Here is a 19,161-nt window from a genome sequence, read left to right on the forward strand (position 1 = left end):
CCGGGGCCGACGGGAGTTACTTCCGGCAAATTTTGGTTGAGGTCAAGCGGATCAACACGGATCGCTTCAGCGTCCGAAATGCCGCCCGCGTCAGCGCGGGAGGGCCCCATTCATTTCCGCAAGAATCGCGCGGGCGGCCGCGAGCGGCTCGGCGGCTGCGACGATTGGGCGCGCGACGACGAGGTGGCTGGATCCGGCCTTCAAGGCTTCGGCCGGCGTCATCACCCGCTTCTGGTCGCCCTTGTCGGCGCCGGCCGGCCGGATGCCCGGCGTCACCAGCGCCATGTTCGGTCCGATGATCTTGCGGACCGCTGCGGATTCTTCCGCCGAGCAGACGATGCCGCCCATGCCGGCGGCGCGCGCCTGTTCGGCCCGACGCAGCACCAGCGTGTGCGGGTCGTATTCATAGCCGGCATCGATCACGTCCTGCTCGTCCATCGAGGTGAGCACGGTGACGCCGAGCAGGCAGAGATCGGAACCTCTAGCGGCTTCGACGGCCGCCTTCATCGCCTTCGGATAGGCGTGCAGGGTCAGCATCGACATGCCCATCTTAACGATGTTCTCGACACCTTTGGCAACCGTGTTGTCGATGTCCAAGAGCTTCATGTCGAGGAAGACCTTCTTGCCGCTGGCGGCAAGGTCGCGCGCGAATTCAAGCCCGCCGGCAAAGACCAGCTGGTAGCCGATCTTGTAGAAGGAGACGTCGTTGCCGAGCGTCGACACGATCTTCTCGGCATCCGCAATGGTCGGAAGGTCGAGGCCAACGATCAGTCTGTCGCGCGCGGTTTCGGTCATCATCTAAATCCCCTGCCAGTGTTCCATCGGGGTCCAGTCGCATGCAACGGTTCGATCCGCAAGGCGGAAAGCGAAGGCGTTGCCGCCGCCACCGCCCTTCTGGTCGGCGGAGCGAGCGATCGGTGCGCCGAGCAGTCGGCATTTCAAAAGGGTGCCGACGCCGCCATGGCCGACGAAGGCGATTGGGATCTTGGGGTCGTGCCCTTCGAGGACACGGAACACTGCGTCCGAGATCCGCGTCTGGGCGTCGATCGCGCGCTCCCAGCCCTTAAAACTTTCCGCCGGATGGGCGAAGAACCAGTCGGCCGCCTTCTCGAATTCCGGCGGCGGCAGGAAACCGGTGGCGGAGCGATCGTTCTCGCCCATGTCGTGGTGCATTTCGACCGTCAGGCCCGCGGCATCGGCCAGCAGCTGCGCCGTCTCGATCGCCTTGGTTTCGTCGCTCGAGACGATCCTCCCGAGCGCGCGCACCCACGGCAATGCCGCCATCAGGGCCGCACGATCGCGGCCGACAGCGGAAAGTCCCCATTGCGGGACAGGCACGTCCGGATCGATCTGGACCTGCGGATGGGTGACGTAGACGCCGAACATTCCGTCAGTGCGCCCGACGATAGACCCAAAGCTGTGCCGGCGGGATGTTGCGCACGACGAAGTCGAGATGCTGGATGCTGTAGCGATCCGGCATCGCGACAACAGGCGAGAGCGGCCCATAGGAAATCTGCACGACCGGCCGACCGACCGGGATGCGTGACAGGAGATCTTCGATCAGCTCGACGCGCCGATGCATCGGGAAGTTCAGCAGCGGCACCGCCGAGACGACGCTGTCAAAGGTCTGACCCTTCAGCTCGCCGAGGGTGTGTTCCAGATCGAAAGCATCGCCATTGACAAAATTGACGCCGGCGAAGTTGGCTCTGAGCTGGTTATAGAAGTCGGTGGAATATTCGACCGAGACCAGGCTCGATGCGGGCAGGCCGCGTTCCAAAATTGCCTTGGTGATCACGCCCGTGCCCGGGCCCAGCTCAAGAACCGGCAGGCCCGAAGCGGGATTGATGACGCTCGCCATTCGGCGCGCGGTTATGGAAGAGGTCGGCAGGATTGCACCGACAGCCTTGGCATTGCTCATCCATCCCTTGAAAAAGCGAATTTCCTCATCGAACTTCCGTCCGAGCCGTTCCTTCACCTTCACGCGCAAATTCATTGAACCCCTCAAAACCGTCGTCCTCTCCTCATACGGGCCGCCCGCTGTGATCCCGGCTCGCTGATTCGAGCCGGTCCGGGCGGCGGCAATCATAATGTGTCCCCATCTGCGGCAAAAACAAGTCTGTCTGCGCCTGAAAGCGTCGGCTTATCAACAGCCGCCGGATGGATCGATCAACAAAAAACCCGTCACGCGCGGGCGTGACGGGTTGGTATTTCGCGCCGCGTCAGGCCCGGTTACACGCGCATCGGCATCAGCACGTAAAGCGCATCCTCGGCAGCAAGGTCGCGAACGAGCGTCGGCGAGCCCGGATCGGCCAGCATGAAGATCGCATCGGTGCCGGTCAGCTGCGAGGTGATGTCGAGCAGATACTTGGCGTTGAATCCGATTTCGAGCGGGTCGTGGTCGTAGCCGACGGGCAGTTCTTCCGTCGCACTGCCCGAATCCGGATTGTTGACCGTCAGCGTCATCTGGCCTTCGTTCAGCGCCAGCTTGACGGCGCGGCCGCGCTCGGACGAGATCGTCGAAACGCGGTCGACGGCCTGGGCGAAGGACTGGCAATCGACGCGCAGTTCCTTGTCGTTGTTGGCCGGGATCACGCGCTGGTAATCCGGGAAGGTGCCGTCGATCAGCTTCGAGGTCATGACGATCGAACCCATCGTCAGTCGGATCTTGGCGTCAGAGACTTCGACGGTGACGACGAGGTCCGGGTTGTCGAGCAGCTTCTGCAACTCGCTGACGGTCTTGCGCGGGATGATGATGCCCGGCATGCCTTCGGAGCCGGACGGCGCTTCAACGTCAGCGCGGGCGAGGCGGTGACCGTCCGTGGCGACGGCGCGCAGCTTCAGTTCACCCTTGCTCTCGACGGTGTGCACGAAAATGCCGTTGAGATAGTAGCGGGTTTCCTCGGTCGAGATCGCAAACTGGGTGCGATCGATCAACATCTTGAGGTCGGTCGCCTTCAGGCGGAAGGAGTGCGAGAAACTGCCGGCGGTGAGATCCGGGAAGTCGGACTGCGGCAGGCACTGCAGCGAGAATTTCGAACGGCCCGAGGCAACGGTCATCGCCGTGCCCTCGGCATTGGTGGCGAGCAGCACTTCCGAACCGTCGGGCAGCTTGCGCACGATGTCGTAAAGCAGATGCGCCGGCACCGTGGTCGCGCCCGACTGTTCCACCTGCGCCGGTGTCGCCTCGGTGATTTCGAGGTCGAGGTCGGTCGCCTTCATTTCGAGGCTCGCACCGTCGGAACGCAAGAGCACGTTGGAGAGGATCGGGATCGTGTTTCGCCGCTCGACCACGCGGTGCACGTGGTTCAGCGATTTCAGGAGGTTGGACCGCTCGAGAGTAATGCGCATGGGATGCCGCTTTCAACCATTGCCCGGCGGGCGAACGTCCGCCTGAGCGTCAACTGCGAGTGCCCCGGCCGACCGACCGGAAAATATGTGGACCGGCAAAATGGCAGAAACAGCGCCCGGAACGCAAGGGGTTTGAGGACTTCTGTCCCCAGATGTGGCGTGCCGGCCCGCCGTCTTGCCCTTGCTCTGTCATATAGGCTCACTCATAAAGACCGGATAGACACATCGGCGAGCACGATCAGGACGTTGCAGGTGGAAAAGCAGAAGACCTCGGAAGCATCAGGCGGGCAGAGAGAGCGCAGCTATCGCCTGCACAATGTCAGCGTTCCGGCCCGCCCCCTCGATGCGGCGCTCTATCTGGTGGCGACCCCGATCGGCAATCTCGGCGATATCACCCTGCGCGCACTGGAAACGCTTGCCGGCGCCGATGTGCTCGCCTGCGAGGACACGAGGGTTACGCGCGTGCTGCTCGACCGCTACGGCATCGTGAACCGGCCCTACGCCTACCATGAACACAATGCCGACGAGGCCGGACCCCGGCTGCTTGCAGCACTCGCCGAAGGGCGATCGGTGGCGCTCGTCTCCGACGCCGGAACGCCGCTGGTTTCCGACCCGGGCTACCGGCTGGGGCAGCTTGCGATTGAAGCCGGTCATCGCGTCGTGCCGATCCCCGGCGCCTCGGCGCCGCTTGCAGCGCTGGTCGGCTCCGGCCTGCCGAACGATGCCTTCCTCTTTGCCGGTTTCCTGCCGACCAAGGACAAGGCGAAACGCGATCGCCTCAGGGAATTCGCGACCGTGCCGGCGACAATCATGTTCTTTGAATCGCCGCACCGGATTGCCGCGACAGTGGCGGCCGCAGCCGAGGTGCTGGGTGAGGGTAGGCGGGCTGCCGTCTGCCGCGAGCTCACCAAGACCTTCGAGGAGTTCCGCCGCGGCACGCTCGGCGAGCTTGCCGCCCATTATGACGAAGCGGGTGCAGTCAAAGGCGAGATCGTGCTCGTCATCGGTCCGCCGGACGCCGCACCCGAGCCGGAAGCGGCCGATGTCGACGCCCTGCTGCTAAGCCTCGTCGCCGACATGCCGGCCGGCAAGGCGGCGACCGAAGCCGCTCGCCAGACGGGCGTGCCGCGCAAGGAGCTCTATGACCGGCTGCTGCAGCTGAAGGAGCGCCATGACGGCTGACGGCAGCGACCGGCGGAAGCTGAAAGCGCTGAGGCGGGGATACCTCGCCGAGTATCGCGCGGCGCTCTGCCTGTTGCTGAAGGGCTACCGCATCGTGGCCATGCGCCATCGCACCAAGCTCGGCGAGATCGACATCATCGCCCGGCGCGGCGACCTCATTGCCTGCGTCGAGGTCAAGGCGCGCCGCTCGGCCGAGGACGGCGTCTTCGCGGTGACGGCCACGGCGCAGAAACGCATTCGCGCTGCGAGCGATCTCTGGCTGGCCAGGCAACCGGATTTCAGCAGGCTTTCCGTGCGCTACGACATCGTCACGGTGACCCCTTGGGGCTGGCCGCGGCATCTACCGGATGCCTTCTGAACCGGCGCGGGATGAGGGAAAATGATTGTGTTGTTCCGCGCGCATCCCGTCTTGGAACAAATTCGCGAATTTGTAATCGTTCCGACATAAAAGCGTTACGGGCCTGTCATTGAACGTCACTAGTCCAAGCCATCCGCAACCCGGTGGAGAGGGACCAAGTCATGTTCAAGAAGTTTTCATTCGCAGCCCTTAGCTTCGCTTTTTCCGCGACGTCATCATTTGCCGCGACCAATATCACCTGGTGGCACGGCATGGCCGGCCGTAACGGCGAAGTCATCAATGAAGTTTCCAAGAAGTTCAACGAAGCCCAGAGCGCCTGCGCACTGACCCCGGTTTCGAAGGGCACCTACGAGGAAGCGCTCGCTTCCGGCATCGCCGCTTTCCGCTCGGGCGAACAGCCGAACATCCTGCAGGTCTTCGACGCCGGCGCCGCCACGATCATCAACGCCAAGGGCGCGGTCATTCCGGCCGAAGACCTGATCATCAAGGCTGGCCACAACTTCGACCGCAACGCCTTCATCGACGGCGTGCGTTACTTCTACGCCGATAGCGAAGGCAAGTTCGTCGGCATGCCGTTCAACTCCTCGGCGCCGATCATGTACGTCAACGACGAGGCCCTGAAGAAGGCCGGCGTCGAAGCGCCGAAGACCTGGGAAGAGTTTGAGGCGGTTGCCCCGAAGCTGAAGGAAGCCGGCTACATCCCGCTCGTCCAGTCGCAGCTCACCTGGCAGTTCACGGAGAACTTCTTCTCCCGCAACAACATTCAGTTCGCCACTAACAACAACGGCTATGACGCTGTCGTCGACACGCAGCTGAAGGTCACCGACCCGAACCTCATCATGATGTTCGACAAGCTCAAGGCCTGGAAGGACGAAGGCTACTTCGCTTTCTACGGCGCCGGCTGGAACGACAACCAGAAGGTCTTCGAAGAAGGCAAGGCTGCGTTCTGGATCGGTTCTTCGGGCTCCTTCGGTGGCCTGCAGAAGACGGCGCAGATGCCGTTCTCGGCAACCTTCCTGCCCTATTGGGGCTCGATCAAGGGCGCCGGCACCAATTCCTTCATCGGCGGCGCGGCGCTGTTCGCCATGTCCGGCAAGTCGGATGAAGAAAACAAGTGCGTTGCCGACTTCTTCCAGTTCCTGACCTCGCCGGAAATCCAGTACTTCTACCACAAGGCCACCGGCTACGTCGCCATCACCAAGGCAGCCTACGAGCTTGCCCAGAAGGACGGCTACTACAAGGACAAGCCGGTTGCCGAAGTCGGCATCAAGCAGCTGCTGCTGCCGGCTGGCGAGTGGTCGAAGGGCTACCGCCTCGGCTTCTACCCGCAGATCCGCGAAATCATGGAACGCGAATACGGCCGCATCTTCTCGGGCGAAACGACCGTCAAGGACGCCTTCGACACGATCGAGAAGGAAGGCAACGAGCTGCTCGCTCGCTTCGCCAAGACGGCCGGCTGATCTCGATGTCGACCGCGACAGATCTCCTCCCCGCCTCGCGGGGAGGAACCGGAACCCAAACCGGCGGGCGTCGCTTCGGCGCCTTCCGGTTTTTCGGTGGCCAGTCGAAGAGCGGAGGAGAAGGCGCTGGAAAGCGCGTGCAGTTCTCCTCGCCGTTCCTGCCCTACCTCTTCCTCGCGCCACAGCTCGCGATCATCTTCATCTTCTTCTACTGGCCGTCGGTTCAGGCGATCCAGTCGTCCTTCTATCTCGAAGACCCCTTCGGCTTCGGCTCGACCTTCGTCGGCATGACCAACTACACCGACGTGCTGAAATCGGGCGAGTATCTCGGCATCACCCGCTTCACTGCCGTCTTCACGGCGCTCGTCACCTTCTTCGCGCTGTCGATCGGCTTGCTGCTCGCCGTCAAGGCCGATGGCGTCATCCGCGGCAACGCCGCCTATAAGACGCTGCTCATATGGGTCTATGCCATCGCGCCGCCGGTCGCCGGCCTCATCGGCATGATGTTCTTCGACCAGCATATCGGCCCGATCGTCGAACTCGCCCGCTGGTTCGGCTGGGACATCAAGGTCGGTCTGAATTACTTCGACACCGCCTTCTCCATGGTGGTCGTCTCGGTCTGGAAGCAGATCCCGTATAATTTCATCTTCTTCCTCTCGGGCCTGCAGGGCATCCCGGTCTCGGTGCGCGAGGCGGCGGCGATCGATTGCCGCTCCGGCTTTCGCCGCTTCTGGACGGTGATCCTGCCGCTGCTCGCGCCGACCGCTTTCTTCCTTTTGATCATCAATGTCACCTACGCGCTGTTCGATACCTTCGGCGTCATCGACGTGATGGTGAAGGACAAGGCCGCCAACAACCCGATCACCCTTGTCTACAAGGTCTACATGGACGGGTTCCGCGGCAACGATCTCGGCGGCTCCTCGGCCCAGTCGGTGATCCTGATGCTGATCGTCTTCGTTCTCACCATCTTCCAGTTCCGCTTCATCGAGCGGCGCGTGCACTACAACTGAGGCGGCGCCGATGTATCGCACCAAGATTTTCGACCACGTCATCCTGCTCTTCGGCGTCTTCATCATGGTGGCGCCGGTCGTCGTCGCCTTCATGACCTCGACGCACGAGGCAGCCGATATCCACCGCAATGGCCTCAGCCTCACCTGGGGCGGCCATTTCGTCGAGACCTACCAGACGGTCTTGACCCGTCAAGGCGGCTTCACCGGCAAGATCACCGGCTTCAACATGATGCTGAACTCGATGATCCTCGGCTTAGGCTTTGCCGTCGGCAAGATCGTGCTCTCGATGCTCGCGGCCTATGCGCTGGTCTATTTCCGCTTCCCGCTGGCGACCTTCTTCTTCTGGGTGATCTTCACCACGCTGTTGCTGCCGCTCGAAGTGCGCATTTTGCCGTCCTACGAAGTGATGAACACGCTGAAGCTGACCAACACCTATACCGGCTTGATCGTGCCGCTGCTCGCCTCGGCGACGGGTACGTTCTACTTCCGGCAGTTCTTCAAGTCGGTGCCGGACGAGCTGCTTGAGGCGGCGCGCATCGATGGCGCCGGGCCGTTCAAGTTTTTCATCGACGTGCTCGTGCCACTGTCGCGCACCATGATGGCGGCGATCTTCATCATCATGTTCGTCTACGGCTGGAACCAGTATCTCTGGCCGACGCTGATGACCACCGACGAAGGCTTCTTCACCCTGGTGCGCGGCATCAAGCAGATCCTGCTCGTCTGGGTCGGTTCGAACATCCCCGACTACAACGAGGCCTTTGCACTGGCGATCCTCGCCATGCTGCCGCCGGTCATGATCGTCGTGATCTTCCAGCGCTGGTTCATCAAGGGCCTGACCGAAAGCGACAAGTAAGCGGAGTGGAGGCGGGACAAAGGTCCCGCCCGCTCCTGAAACGGTACCAATTCAACGGAGGCAGCCATGGCGGCCATTACCATCGCCGAGGTCTCGAAGATCTATCACGGCAATGTCGAGGCGGTGAAATCCGTCTCGATCGATATCGCGGACGGCGAGTTCATCGTGCTGGTCGGCCCGTCCGGCTGCGGCAAGTCCACGCTTTTGCGCATGGTCGCGGGCTTGGAGACGATCTCCAAGGGCACGGTGACGATCGGTTCGCGCGTCATCAACGACGTCGATCCGGCCGAGCGCGATATCGCCATGGTCTTCCAGAACTATGCGCTCTACCCGCACATGACCGTCTACGACAACCTTGCCTACGGGCTGAAGAACCGCAAGACGCCGAAGGCCGAGATCGACGCCCGCGTCGCCGAAGCCGCGCGCATGCTGGAAATCGAGCCCTACCTCGCGCGCAAGCCGCGCGCCCTTTCCGGCGGCCAGCGCCAGCGCGTCGCCATGGGTCGCGCGATCGTGCGCAAGCCGGCGGCCTTCCTGTTCGACGAGCCGCTCTCCAACCTCGACGCCAAGCTGCGCGTCTCCATGCGCGGCGAGATCAAGCGCCTGCAGAAGCGCCTCGGCACGACCTCGCTCTACGTCACCCACGACCAGCTCGAGGCGATGACGCTCGCCGACCGGCTGGTGGTCTTGAACGGCGGCCGCATCGAGCAGATCGGCCGTCCGCTCGACGTCTACCACCGTCCGGCCTCGACCTTCGTCGCGAGCTTCATCGGCTCGCCGGCGATGAACCTGATCAAGGGCCAGATCGAGGGCGGCAGCCTGCAGATCGGCCTCTACAGGATCGAGCTTGGCAGCCGCGCCCCGGTCGAAGGCGCTGTGACTGTCGGCCTGCGCGCCGAAGACCTCCGGCTTGCCGGTGTCGGCGAGGATGCGATGCTGTTCCAGGTCGACTATGTGGAGGAGCTGGGTGCTCAGCGGCTCGTGCACGGCACCATCGAGGGCCAACCTCTGACGCTAGCGCTCTCTCCGGAAATGCCGCTTTCCGGTGATCTCGCCGTGACGATTGCCGTCGACCGCCTGCACTTCTTCTCGCCCGAGACCGGCAAGCGGCTGGAACGGGGCGCGTCTTTTGCCGGCGATGCACCGGCGCAGTACCTTCGGCTGGAGACGGCATCGTGATCCATGAAGCCGTTGAGCAGCTTGCCGTTCCATCGCTCGAACTGCGTGCAGGATTTGCTTCGATGCTGCGCACCATTGCGGCCCATGACGCCGCCATGGCCGCGCGACCGGAAATGAACAGCATCGAGGTTGGCGGCGCGCCGTCCTCGATCGCGCCGCTCGCCTTTCCCTTCACCGTCGCTGCCTGGAACCTGGAGCGCTGCCTGTTCGCGAAGGAAAGTGCTGCACATCTCGCAGCAACCAGGGCCCCGGTCGTGCTGCTTTCGGAAATGGACAACGGCATGGCCCGCACCGGCCAGCGTCATCCGACCGCCGAAGTCGCCGATACACTCGGCATGCAATACGCCTATGGCATCGAATTCATTGAGATGGGCCTCGGCTCCGATACCGAGCGCGCGTTCTGCGAGGATGATTTCAACGCCAGGGGCTTTCACGGTAATGCGCTGTTGGCTTCGGTGCCGCTCGGCCGGCCCTTCATGCTGCGCCTCTGGGGTGAGCGTCTCTGGTTCACCGATGGCGAACAGCCGCGTCTCGGCGAGCGTTTCGCGATCGGCGCCGTCATCGAGGCCGAGGCGGGTCGCTTCGTCGCCGTCTCCACCCATCTTGAAAGCGCGACGACCGCGGCCTACCGCGAACGCCAGGTCAGGGACTTGATCGATGCGCTCGACGAAGCCTTTCCGGGTCTGCCGGTGCTGATCGGCGGCGATCTCAACACCGGCAACCATGCAGGCGGCGACTTCGAAGCCGAAGGGCTCTTTGCCATGAGCGCTGCCCGCGGCTTCACCCGTCACGGCGGACCACTTGAGGTGATGACGACCCGGCCGAGCCTGATCACCCGTTGGCCGGAGCGCGCGATGAAGCTCGACTGGTTCCTCGCCCGCGGCCTGAAGATCGGCGAAACCAGGATCATTCCCTCGCTCGATGAAACCGGCCGGCCGCTTTCGGATCACGATCTCATCACCTGCGTGGTCGAAGGCTTCGAATAGGCTCAGCTCTCCTTGCCTAAGGCCCGCTCGCATTCTACATGTCGAGGGCTTTTCCAGTGCGGGAGAGGGCAGCGGTTTTCTCGTCCTCTTCCGTTCTGACGATTTGAAATCGATCACGCTTGGCGTGATCCACAGGGGACGGGAAGATGGCGAAAATCGTCAATGTCGGGGTCCAGATGGACCATGTGTCGGGCATCAACATCGCGGGTGATTCCACCTTCGCCATGAGCCTCGAGGCACAGTCGCGCGGCTACCGCCTCTTCCACTACACGCCCGAAAAACTGTCGCTGCGCGACGGCAAGGTCTATGCGAGCGTGCAGCAGATGACACTGCGCGACGTCAAGGGCGATCACTTCACGCTGGGCGAAGCCGAACGCGTCGATCTGTCGACCATGGACGTCATCCTGCTCCGCCAGGATCCGCCCTTCGACATGGGCTACATCACCTCGACGCATCTTCTGGAACGCCTGCATCCGAAGACGCTGGTCGTCAACGATCCGGCCTGGGTGCGCAATTCGCCGGAGAAGATCTTCGTCACCGAATTCGCCGACCTGATGCCGAAGACGCTGATCACCCGCGACCCCCAGGAGATCGCCAGCTTCCGCCAGGAGATGGGCGACATCATCCTGAAGCCGCTCTACGGCAATGGCGGCGCCGGTGTCTTCCATTCGACCCGTGACGACCGCAACCTGTCTTCCCTTCTGGAAATGTTCGGCCAGATGTTCCGTGAGCCCTTCATCGCCCAGGAATACCTGCCGGCGGTACGCAAGGGCGACAAACGCATCCTGCTCGTCGATGGCGAGCCGGTCGGCGCCATCAACCGCGTTCCGGCCGAACATGATGCGCGCTCCAACATGCATGCCGGCGGCCGTCCTGAGGCGACCGAGCTTACGGCGCGCGAAAAGGAAATCTGCGCCCGCATCGCCCCGGCGCTGAAAGCCCGCGGCTTCCTCTTCGTCGGCATCGACGTCATCGGCGACTACATGACCGAGATCAACGTCACGTCGCCGACCGGCATTCGCGAAGTCAAGAAGTTTGGCGGCGCCGATGTTGCGAGCCTGCTCTGGGACGCGATCGAGCGCAAACGCGCCTGATCCGGCGCTTTCGGTAGAACCTGTCTCCGGATGACGGAGATTGCCGCGGGCTTCCGCCCGCGGCTGCGGGGTTGCGCCCTTGCCAACGACAGCGCGTAGGTCTCGCCTCAAATGTTCCGTAATTGTTCTTGTTTTTGTGCGTGAACCGTGCAAGGCTCCGTCTTGCAACCCAAGGCGGTTGCGGCGCCCGTAATGACGGGCAGCCTGGGCGAGGGAGCAACCATGGTCGCGCGTGTCAGCACGGTCGCATTTCAGGGTATCGAGGGTCTGCCGGTCGACGTTCAGGTGATGGTCGCGCCGGGCAAAGTCGGCATGCAGATCGTCGGCCTGCCGGACAAGGCAGTGGCCGAAAGCCGCGAGCGGGTGCAGGCAGCGCTTCATGCTTCGGGTCTGGCGCTGCCGGCCAAGCGCGTCACCGTCAATCTCGCCCCCGCCGATCTGCCGAAGGAAGGCAGCCACTTCGATCTTGCGATCGCGCTCGGCCTGATGGCGGCGCTCGGGGCCATCCCCGGCGATGCGCTGGCGCCCTATGTCGTGATCGGCGAGCTCAATCTCGACGGCACCATCGCCGCCGTTGCAGGCGCGCTTCCCGCCGCGATCGGCGCCAATGCGCTCGGCAAGGGGCTGATCTGCCCGGCCGAAAGCGGGGCGGAGGCGGCCTGGGCAGGTGCCGAAATCGACATTCTCGCACCGCGCAGCCTGATCGCGATCGCCAATCATTTTCGCGGCACGCAGGTGCTTTCGCGGCCTCAAGCCGCGATCCGCTCGGGTGCTGCCAACCTGCCGGATCTCGCCGACATCAAGGGACAGGAAAGCGCCAAGCGGGCGCTGGAGGTGGCTGCTGCTGGCAACCACAATCTGCTGATGGTGGGGCCGCCGGGATCAGGGAAATCGATGCTCGCCGCACGGCTGCCGTCGATCCTGCCGCCGCTCAATCCGGCCGAGCTGCTCGAAGTGTCGATGATCCACTCGATCGCCGGTCAATTGCCGGGCGGCAAGCTCTCGGACCGGCGGCCGTTCCGCACGCCGCATCACTCTGCAACCATGGCCGCCATGGTCGGTGGCGGCTTGCGCGCCAAGCCCGGCGAGGCCTCGCTCGCCCATCATGGCGTCTTGTTCCTGGACGAGTTTCCGGAGTTCACGCCGCAGGTGCTCGACGCACTGCGTCAGCCGCTCGAAACGGCGGAATGCATCATCGCCCGCGCCAATCACCGGGTCAGCTATCCCGCCGCGATCCAGCTCGTCGCCGCCATGAACCCCTGCCGCTGTGGCATGGCGGGCGAGCCCGGACGCAACTGCGCCCGCGGGCCGCGCTGCATGGCCGATTACCAGGCGCGCATCTCCGGCCCGCTGATGGACCGCATCGATATCCGCATCGACGTTCCGGCCGTCAGTGCCGCCGATCTGTTGAGGCCGGCCGCAGCCGAAAGCAGTGAAGTCGTGGCCCGTCGTGTTGCCCGCGCCCGTGCCTTGCAGATCGACCGCTTCGCCGCCCTCGGCCATCCGGAACTGACGAGCAATGCCCGCTGCTCGACCTCGATGATCGAGAAGATCGCCGAGCCGGATCCATCAGGCCTGCAGCTCCTCCGGGACGCTGCCGAAAAAATGAAATTCTCCGCGCGCGGTTATCATCGTGTGCTGAAGGTCGCACGCACACTTGCGGACCTCGACGGCGCGCCGACAGTCGGGCGTATTCATCTGGCCGAAGCGATCTCCTACCGCATTGCCGGAGAGCGGCTGCAGGCGGCGGCATAGCAGCGCTTGCCGGTCGGTTCGTCCGCGCTAATGTTGTTCTGGAAGCCAGCATCGGGTTGCGACGTCCCGCGTTTCGTTCCGCATGCGTCAGTATTGGAAGCCTGGTAGCGGCCGGCGGATCTGATGTAGCCGGTATCAGCTTTACAGCGGAAGAGAGGGGTAATGCGGCCCTTGTTTTCGTTGCAATTTCCCTTCGACAACCGGAGCGAGGTGAAGAGCCGATGACGGATGCATCAAGGGACCGAAGAACCGATCGCGCCGAACGTCTGATAAAGGCGTCTCCACGGACGATCTACGCCGCGCTCATAGTTCCCGCCGCGGTGGCTGTCTGGCTGCCGCCCGAAGGCATGAAGGGGCAGGTGCTCGCTTTCGAGCCACGTGCCGGTGGCGCCTTCCGCATGGCGCTGATCTATGAGGCGCCGGACGACATGGCGCGTGGCAAGACCTCAGAGGATACAGACATCGTTTCAGGCCACTTCGTCGCGCTCGAACCGGATCGGCGCGTGGTGCAGGAGACCGAGTTCCAGTCGGACGATCCCGCCTTTGCAGGGGTAATGCGGATCACCTGGGCGCTGGAGCCGGTGGCTGACGGTACGCACGTCAGCGTCACCTGCGAAAACGTCCCGGAGGGGATTTCGAAGGAGGATCACGACGCCGGCCTGCGCTCGACGCTCGCCAATTTTGCAAGCTTCACGGAGCAGGCTACTTGAGCGGAGCCGCTGATCAATTGGCAAAACAAAAAGGGCGCCCGCAGGCGCCCTTTCCGATCGCAGGAGAAGCAGTGACTTAACCGCCGAGGCCCTCGAACAGCACGGTCGAGAGGTAGCGCTCGGCAAACGACGGGATGATGACGACGATGGTCTTGCCGGCGTTTTCTTCGCGCCGGCCGACTTCGATCGCCGCGGTCAGGGCAGCGCCTGAGGAAATGCCGACCGGCACGCCTTCGAGCCTGGCGACAAGGCGGGCAGCCTCGATCGCTTCGCTGCTGTTGACCGTGATGATCTCGTCATAGACGGTGGTGTCGAGGATAGCCGGCGCGAAGCCCGCACCGATACCCTGTATCTTGTGCGGGCCCGGGTTGCCGCCGGAGAGAACGGGGGACTCTTCCGGCTCGACCGCGATCACCTTGATCGAGGGTTTGCGCGCCTTCAGCACCTGGCCGGCACCGGTAATCGTGCCGCCGGTGCCGATGCCGGACACGAAGATGTCGACAGCACCTTCGGTGTCGTTCCAGATTTCCTCGGCCGTCGTCTTGCGGTGGATTTCCGGGTTGGCCGGGTTCTCGAACTGCTGCGGAATGATGGCGTCGGGCAGCGTCTCGACCAGTTCCTGCGCCTTGGCGATCGCACCCTTCATGCCCTTGGCACCTTCCGTCAGCACCAGCTCGGCGCCGAAGAGGGCCAGCATCTTGCGGCGCTCGACCGACATCGTTTCCGGCATGGTGAGGATCAGCTTGTAGCCCTTGGCAGCGGCGACGAAGGCGAGCGCGATGCCGGTGTTGCCCGAAGTCGGCTCGATCAGGGTCGTACGGCCGGGAGTAATCTTGCCCTGGGCTTCCAGGCTCTCGATCATCGCCACGCCGATGCGGTCCTTGACCGAGGCGATCGGGTTGAAGAATTCGAGCTTGGCGAGCAGGTTCGCCTTGACGCCCTTCTCCTTGGCAAGCTTGTCCAGCCGCACGATGGGCGTATCGCCGATCGTCTCCGTGATCGAGGAATAGACGCGGCCGCGGCCGGGCTTGCGTGTGTCGGACATGGGTTTCTCCCTTGGGCGTGAACTGTCACTTATGAGAATAGGAACAATGACTGCTCAATTCCAGAACGACAAACACGCAGCGACGATTCGCCGGAGGAAAAAGCACCGGCGAAGTTGTTGTTCAGGAAAAGTTTTTTCAGCTCGCGCGGACGGCGATATAGGCGGCCGTTCCCGCCAACACGCTGGCTGCGACCCGGTTCAGTGTTCGCAGCGCCTTTGGCTGCTTGAGCAGCAGACGTGCGCGCGCCGCGAGCAGCATATAGGGAACCAGCACCGCCAACAGCACCAGGAAGGTTGCCGTCAGCAAAAGGCCGTAGTCGCGGGGGCCGATGTCAGCGATGTCGATCAGCGTCGGCACCAGCGCCACATAGAACAGCATCGTCTTCGGGTTGCCGAGGGTGACGAGCAGACCTGAGAGGAAGGACATCACCGGACTCGTCGACGGCTTCGCCTTGATATCCTCGGGCAGCAGCCCCGCGGTCCAGAGCTTCCAGGCAATGTAGCCGAGATAGAGGACGCCTGCGAATTTCACCACAAAGAAGACCGTGGTGAAGGTCTGGGCGATCAGCGCCAGCCCGAGCACGACAGCCGTCAGGTAGATCATGTCGCCGAGCACTATGCCGAGACCCATGAAGAAGGTTTCGCGGAAACCGGAGCCGAGCGCACGGGCGACGAGCGCGGTCACGCCGGGACCCGGAATGGCCGCAGCGATGAAGAGTGCGCCGCTATAGGCAATGAGAGCCGCGAGCGTCATGGGCATTCCTTCCGGTGGTGATGCCGATTTCTACTGCATGTTTCCTTTAATCGTAGCCGATTTAAGGACAAAAACATGCAGCAATTCAAAGTGCTACAGCGACCTTTGCGCGTCTGATAAGACGCGCGGCGCTGTAGCGCAGACGGACAAGAAAGGGAAATCAAGGAACGACGACCGCTGGGCGCCTGACGACAAAATTGATCGGGTGACAAGTCTGGCGTTGTCCGCCGACGCGGGATCGGTAGAGCTTGCAGAAAACGAGCGAAAGGCGCCTCTCCATGCCCGAGTTGAAAGATATGATCGGCTTTGCCCTCCTTGCACTCGGTATGGTGCTGACGCCGGGGCCGAACATGATCTACCTGATCTCGCGTTCGATCAGCCAGGGGCCGGGCGCCGGATTGATCTCGCTCGGCGGCGTGGCGCTCGGTTTCGTCGTCTACATGATTTCGGCCGCACTCGGCATCACCGCGCTGCTTCTCGCCGTTCCCTTTGCCTATGATGCGCTGAGAATTGCCGGCGCCGGTTATCTTCTTTATCTCGCCTGGCAGGCTGTGCGGCCCGGAGGGCGTTCGCCGTTTCAGGTCCGCCATCTGCCGAAGGATGGGCCGAAGAAGCTGTTCGTCATGGGGTTTCTGACGAGCCTGCTCAATCCCAAGGTGGCGGTGCTCTATCTCTCGTTGCTGCCGCAGTTCATCCGGCCGGAACTCGGCAATGTGCTCGGCCAGTCGCTGGTCTTCGGGTCGATTCAGATCATGACCAGCGTTACCGTCAACGCGATGATCGCGCTTGCCGCCAGCGGCATCGCGGCCTTCCTCGCCGGGCGACCGCTGTTCATGGTGGTGCAGCGCTGGGCCATGGGTACGGCGCTTTTCGGCTTCGCGCTGAGCATGGCATCGGAGGCGCGGCGTTAATCCGTGCTCACGTTCTTTCAGGTGACGCAATTCCGGACGGAAAACCGCTTCACACTTTTCCTGGAACTGCTCACTCGAAAACCGGCCGCATGAAGCTGCGCTCGTAGCTGACGATGCAGCGCGTCTTCTCGGCATAGGCGAAGGCTTCCTGGCATTCCGGATCCGCGGCCATTTCCTGGCGGTAGCTTTCATAGGCTGCAAGGCTCGGAAAGCTGAAGAGCGCGAGCGCGATGTTGTTCGCCCCTTCATGCGGCATGAAATATCCGTGATGCGTACCGCCGAGGCGGTTGACGAGCGGAATCCAGAGCTTGGCATAGTGCTCGAACTCGGCGGCCTTGTAGGGATCGATAACGTATTTCAGATAGCAGGTGATCATGCGGCTCTCCCTTCGCGCTCCCGCTTGATAGAAGAGGGCAGGCGAAGTTTCCAGCCGAGATTCATGCCGGCGGCGGCAATCAGGATGGCGATCGAGCCGAGGATCTGGATCGGTTGCAACTGATGGCCGAAGGCGATGCGATCGACGACGATGGCGGCAATCGGATAGACGAAGGAGAGCGCGCCGGTCATATGCGTCGGCAGCCGCTGGATCGCGCCATAGAGCAGCACATACATCAGTCCCGTGTGGACGATGCCGACCGTGACCAGGATCGACCATTGCGCGGTACCAGACGGGGCGGGCGCTGCGAGCGCCATCGGCGCCAGCATCAAGGTGCCTGTGATTACCTGGATCAGCGCGATCAGGTGCGGCGGCGTGCCCTTGAGCAGCTTCGTCGCGATCGCCGCGATCGCGTAGAAGAAGGCGGCGCCGATCGCCAGCGCAACACCCGTCAGATAGCTTTCCGGCGCGAAGCCGTGGCCGGGTTTGGCCGAGATGATCGCCAGCATGCCGGCAAACGAGACCGACAGCCAGAAGATCTTGGTGGCCGTGATCTTCTCGCCGAGGAACAGCGCACCGAGCCCCAAGAGCATGAAGGGCTGGGTGTTGTAGACCATGGTCGCAATCGAGATCGAGGCGTGGGAATAGGCGGCGAAGAGCAGCAGCCAGTTGACGACGATTGCGACGCCGCCGACGATCGAAAGCAGCAGCATCCGTCGGCTGAAGTGGCGGCGGTCGAACAGACCGAGGAACCAGGCAATGCCGACGAGTGTCACGGCGCCGAAGACGCAGCGCCAGAAGACGACGCTTATCACCGGCTGCCCCGACATCAGCACGAACCAGCCGATGGTTCCGGAAATCAGCATCGCGGCTGTCATCTCGATGCTGCCGCGTTTGAGTTCGGTGTTCATAATCGCCGCTCCATGTTGGTGATCGGAGAATAGCCGGTGCTTGCAGCCTTTCCCATGGATGAACGAAGGCAATTGTGCTAGATTGCCTAATTATCGAAGTTCTGTTTGTTGCTATGACTTATGGTGCCGTGATGCTGGACGAGATTGACCGACGAATCCTAGACATTCTGGCAGCCAATGCCCGGGTATCGCTGAAGGAGCTGGCGCAGGAGGCAGGCCTTTCCTCGCCGAGTGCTGCGGATCGCCTGCGCAAGCTGGAAGAGCGCGGCGTCCTCGATGGCTTCACCATCGCCCTCAATCCCCAGAAGGTCGGCTATCCCCTGCAGGCGGTCATCCGCGTGCGGCCGATGCCGGGCATGCTGCACATCGTTGAGCGGCTGATCCAGGACACGCCCGAAATCGTTGAATGCGACAAGGTCACCGGCGACGATTGCTTCATCGCCAAGCTCTTCGTGCGCGACATGGCGCAGCTCGACACGATCCTCGACCGGATCGCCGAGAAGGCGCAGACCAACACCTCGATCGTCAAGTCGTCGCCGGTCAAGCGCCGCCTGCCGCCGTTAATTTAGGAGAGCAATTCCAGGAAAAGTGTGAAGCGGTTTTCCGTCCGGAATTGCGTAGCCTAAGCAAGAGCAATTCCAGGAAGCGGTTTTCCGTCCGGAATTGCGTAGATCAAACCCCGGTCGAGCCGAAGCCGCCGGCGCCGCGCGTCGTCTCGCTGGCATTGTCGCCCTCGCGGACAGTGACCTGCGTGACCGGCGCGATCACCATCTGGGCAATGCGCATGCCGCGCTCGATGAGGAAATCTTCGTCACCGAGATTGATGAGCAGCACCTTCACCTCGCCGCGATAGTCACTGTCGATCGTGCCGGGGGTGTTGAGGCACGTGATGCCGTGCTTGAAGGCAAGGCCCGAGCGCGGGCGGATCTGCGCTTCATAGCCCACGGGGACCTCGAAGATGAAGCCGGTCGGAACGAGGGCGCGTTTGCCAGGGGTGAGCATGAGCGGCCGATCGCCGGGGACAGCGGCTCGCAAATCCATGCCGGCAGCACCCGCCGTCTCATAGGCGGGCAGCTCGAGGCCTTCGCCATGCGGCAGGCGAACGAGGTTGAGGGTCGGGCGGGATTCGGATGGGTGCGTGCTCATGACCGCATAAGCCGGGCGGCGGGCGCCTCGGTCAATTGCATAATCGGGGCCGAGCCTGTAAAGGACGCGGCAACTCACAGGAT

21 protein-coding genes are annotated in these 19,161 nt (G+C 62.9%); 12 read left to right on the top strand and 9 right to left on the bottom strand.

Features of this window, described 5'->3' with window-relative positions; translation table 11 throughout:
• Positions 1-90 precede the first annotated feature (90 nt).
• The 4 genes from pyrF to dnaN form a co-directional block, all read right to left on the bottom strand.
• Positions 91-795, bottom strand: a complete 705-nt coding sequence (gene pyrF / locus V7S54_RS24935) for an orotidine-5'-phosphate decarboxylase (protein ID WP_065372438.1) — start codon at positions 793-795, stop codon at positions 91-93.
• Between the two features lie 3 nt (positions 796-798).
• A complete protein-coding gene (locus V7S54_RS24940; protein ID WP_065372154.1) occupies positions 799-1,386 on the bottom strand; it encodes a histidine phosphatase family protein in 588 nt (195 codons plus the stop codon).
• 4 nt (positions 1,387-1,390) lie between these two features.
• Entirely contained in the window at positions 1,391-1,993 is a 603-nt protein-coding gene (gene pmtA, locus V7S54_RS24945) for a phospholipid N-methyltransferase PmtA (protein ID WP_083203443.1), read from the bottom strand.
• Between the two features lie 236 nt (positions 1,994-2,229).
• Positions 2,230-3,348 carry a DNA polymerase III subunit beta gene (gene dnaN, locus V7S54_RS24950; RefSeq protein ID WP_057247928.1) on the bottom strand — a complete coding sequence of 373 codons (1,119 nt, stop codon included), beginning with the start codon at positions 3,346-3,348 and terminating at the stop codon, positions 2,230-2,232.
• Positions 3,349-3,600: 252 nt separating this feature from the next.
• On the opposite strand from dnaN, the gene rsmI reads away from it, so the two are divergent.
• The 10 genes from rsmI to V7S54_RS25000 all read left to right on the top strand — a co-directional run bounded on the left by rsmI (position 3,601) and on the right by V7S54_RS25000 (position 13,935).
• Positions 3,601-4,530, top strand: coding sequence for a 16S rRNA (cytidine(1402)-2'-O)-methyltransferase (gene rsmI, locus V7S54_RS24955; RefSeq protein ID WP_065372155.1), 930 nt, complete (start codon positions 3,601-3,603; stop codon positions 4,528-4,530).
• Positions 4,520-4,888, top strand: a complete 369-nt coding sequence (locus V7S54_RS24960) for a YraN family protein (protein ID WP_065372156.1) — start codon at positions 4,520-4,522, stop codon at positions 4,886-4,888. Before rsmI ends, V7S54_RS24960 begins: the two co-directional genes overlap by 11 nt.
• Before the next feature lie 161 nt (positions 4,889-5,049).
• On the top strand, positions 5,050-6,348 hold the full coding sequence (locus V7S54_RS24965) for an extracellular solute-binding protein (RefSeq protein ID WP_065372157.1): 1,299 nt from the start codon (positions 5,050-5,052) through the stop codon (positions 6,346-6,348).
• Between the two features lie 5 nt (positions 6,349-6,353).
• A complete protein-coding gene (locus tag V7S54_RS24970) occupies positions 6,354-7,358 on the top strand; it encodes an ABC transporter permease subunit (RefSeq protein ID WP_234792846.1) in 1,005 nt (334 codons plus the stop codon).
• Between the two features lie 10 nt (positions 7,359-7,368).
• The gene (ugpE, locus tag V7S54_RS24975; protein ID WP_057247932.1) at positions 7,369-8,211 is read left to right on the top strand and encodes a sn-glycerol-3-phosphate ABC transporter permease UgpE; all 843 of its coding nucleotides are present in this window, start codon (positions 7,369-7,371) and stop codon (positions 8,209-8,211) included.
• 66 nt (positions 8,212-8,277) lie between these two features.
• A complete protein-coding gene (locus tag V7S54_RS24980; RefSeq protein WP_065372158.1) occupies positions 8,278-9,390 on the top strand; it encodes a sn-glycerol-3-phosphate import ATP-binding protein UgpC in 1,113 nt (370 codons plus the stop codon).
• Positions 9,387-10,376, top strand: a complete 990-nt coding sequence (locus V7S54_RS24985) for an endonuclease/exonuclease/phosphatase family protein (RefSeq protein WP_065372159.1) — start codon at positions 9,387-9,389, stop codon at positions 10,374-10,376. The genes V7S54_RS24980 and V7S54_RS24985 overlap by 4 nt, the downstream gene beginning before the upstream one ends.
• Positions 10,377-10,522: 146 nt before the next feature.
• Positions 10,523-11,470 (top strand): glutathione synthase, encoded by a 948-nt coding sequence (gene gshB, locus V7S54_RS24990; RefSeq protein ID WP_058326252.1) that lies wholly within the window; start codon positions 10,523-10,525, stop codon positions 11,468-11,470.
• A 222-nt stretch (positions 11,471-11,692) separates the two neighbouring features.
• Positions 11,693-13,225, top strand: a complete 1,533-nt coding sequence (locus tag V7S54_RS24995) for a YifB family Mg chelatase-like AAA ATPase (protein ID WP_065372160.1) — start codon at positions 11,693-11,695, stop codon at positions 13,223-13,225.
• Positions 13,226-13,446: 221 nt separating this feature from the next.
• Positions 13,447-13,935 (top strand): SRPBCC domain-containing protein, encoded by a 489-nt coding sequence (locus V7S54_RS25000; RefSeq protein WP_336408965.1) that lies wholly within the window; start codon positions 13,447-13,449, stop codon positions 13,933-13,935.
• A gap of 76 nt (positions 13,936-14,011) precedes the next feature.
• On the opposite strand, the gene cysK is transcribed toward V7S54_RS25000, so the two are convergent.
• Both cysK and V7S54_RS25010 read right to left on the bottom strand, forming a co-directional pair.
• Positions 14,012-14,980, bottom strand: a complete 969-nt coding sequence (gene cysK / locus V7S54_RS25005; RefSeq protein WP_065372162.1) for a cysteine synthase A — start codon at positions 14,978-14,980, stop codon at positions 14,012-14,014.
• Positions 14,981-15,116: 136 nt separating this feature from the next.
• Positions 15,117-15,734 (bottom strand): LysE family translocator, encoded by a 618-nt coding sequence (locus tag V7S54_RS25010; RefSeq protein ID WP_065372163.1) that lies wholly within the window; start codon positions 15,732-15,734, stop codon positions 15,117-15,119.
• A 278-nt stretch (positions 15,735-16,012) separates the two neighbouring features.
• Between V7S54_RS25010 and V7S54_RS25015 the strand changes: the two genes are divergently transcribed.
• The gene (locus V7S54_RS25015; RefSeq protein ID WP_057247939.1) at positions 16,013-16,645 is read left to right on the top strand and encodes a LysE family translocator; all 633 of its coding nucleotides are present in this window, start codon (positions 16,013-16,015) and stop codon (positions 16,643-16,645) included.
• Between the two features lie 70 nt (positions 16,646-16,715).
• Here V7S54_RS25015 and V7S54_RS25020 read toward each other — a convergent pair whose 3' ends face one another.
• Together V7S54_RS25020 and V7S54_RS25025 are read right to left on the bottom strand one after the other, a co-directional pair.
• The gene (locus tag V7S54_RS25020) at positions 16,716-17,021 is read right to left on the bottom strand and encodes an NIPSNAP family protein (protein WP_057247940.1); all 306 of its coding nucleotides are present in this window, start codon (positions 17,019-17,021) and stop codon (positions 16,716-16,718) included.
• Positions 17,018-17,932 carry a DMT family transporter gene (locus V7S54_RS25025; protein ID WP_065372164.1) on the bottom strand — a complete coding sequence of 305 codons (915 nt, stop codon included), beginning with the start codon at positions 17,930-17,932 and terminating at the stop codon, positions 17,018-17,020. The genes V7S54_RS25020 and V7S54_RS25025 overlap by 4 nt, the downstream gene beginning before the upstream one ends.
• A gap of 131 nt (positions 17,933-18,063) precedes the next feature.
• Between V7S54_RS25025 and V7S54_RS25030 the strand changes: the two genes are divergently transcribed.
• Complete coding sequence (locus tag V7S54_RS25030; protein WP_057248242.1) at positions 18,064-18,501, top strand: Lrp/AsnC family transcriptional regulator; 438 nt, start codon at positions 18,064-18,066, stop codon at positions 18,499-18,501.
• A 103-nt stretch (positions 18,502-18,604) separates the two neighbouring features.
• Here V7S54_RS25030 and dut read toward each other — a convergent pair whose 3' ends face one another.
• Positions 18,605-19,078, bottom strand: coding sequence for a dUTP diphosphatase (gene dut / locus V7S54_RS25035; RefSeq protein ID WP_065372165.1), 474 nt, complete (start codon positions 19,076-19,078; stop codon positions 18,605-18,607).
• Positions 19,079-19,161: the final 83 nt, after the last annotated feature.

This window comes from Ensifer sp. CCNWLY38 (genome assembly GCF_037120565.1).
In the GTDB taxonomy this organism is placed as follows: Bacteria; Pseudomonadota; Alphaproteobacteria; order Rhizobiales; family Rhizobiaceae; genus Ensifer; species Ensifer adhaerens_H.